Here is a 517-nt window from a genome sequence, read left to right as displayed (position 1 = left end):
CCACTGGCGCCGTGCGGGATCGTAGTAGCCTGCCGGGATCATGACATGCAGATGAGGATGCAGATCTCGTCGTCGGCTGTGGGTATGTAGTACCGCGGTAAAGCCGCTGCGACCCCCATGGCGACGCTGGGCGAAGTCCTTGAGTAGCGAGGCGGCAACCGAGAACATGATGCGGTACAGCGCTTTGGGTTGCGCACGGGCGAGGCAGCGCAGTTCGGCCGGTAAGGTAAAGGTGATCATGAAGTAATGAACCGGCAGTAACTTGGCCTGCTGACGGGCGAGCCAAGTGGCGCTGGTTCGGTGTTGGCACTGCGGGCAGAGCCGATGCCCGCACGAGAGCGGGGATTGGTCGTGATGATGGCAATGTCGGCAGTACCACTGCGACCAGCCGGCGGCCTCGGTTTGACAGCACTCCATCGCCGCGATCGCTCGTTTCATGTCGGGCGACACCGGCGCGTGGCTGGCCGTCATCAACGCATCATGGTGCGCACGCAGCAGCGAGATAAAAGTACTCATG

Annotated in this window: 1 protein-coding gene; it reads right to left on the bottom strand. The window is 62.1% G+C overall.

Annotated features, from left to right (window positions below):
- Positions 1 to 516 (bottom strand): IS91 family transposase (locus ABD827_RS06695; protein WP_344963526.1); only part of this gene is annotated, 516 nt, incomplete at its 3' end.
- Between the last annotated feature and the right edge of the window lies 1 nt (position 517).

This window comes from Oceanisphaera sediminis (assembly GCF_039539745.1).
Taxonomy (GTDB): Bacteria; Pseudomonadota; Gammaproteobacteria; order Enterobacterales; family Aeromonadaceae; genus Oceanimonas; species Oceanimonas sediminis.
Note: the sequence above shows the minus strand (reverse complement) of the source record. Positions and strands in the feature narration are given on the sequence as shown.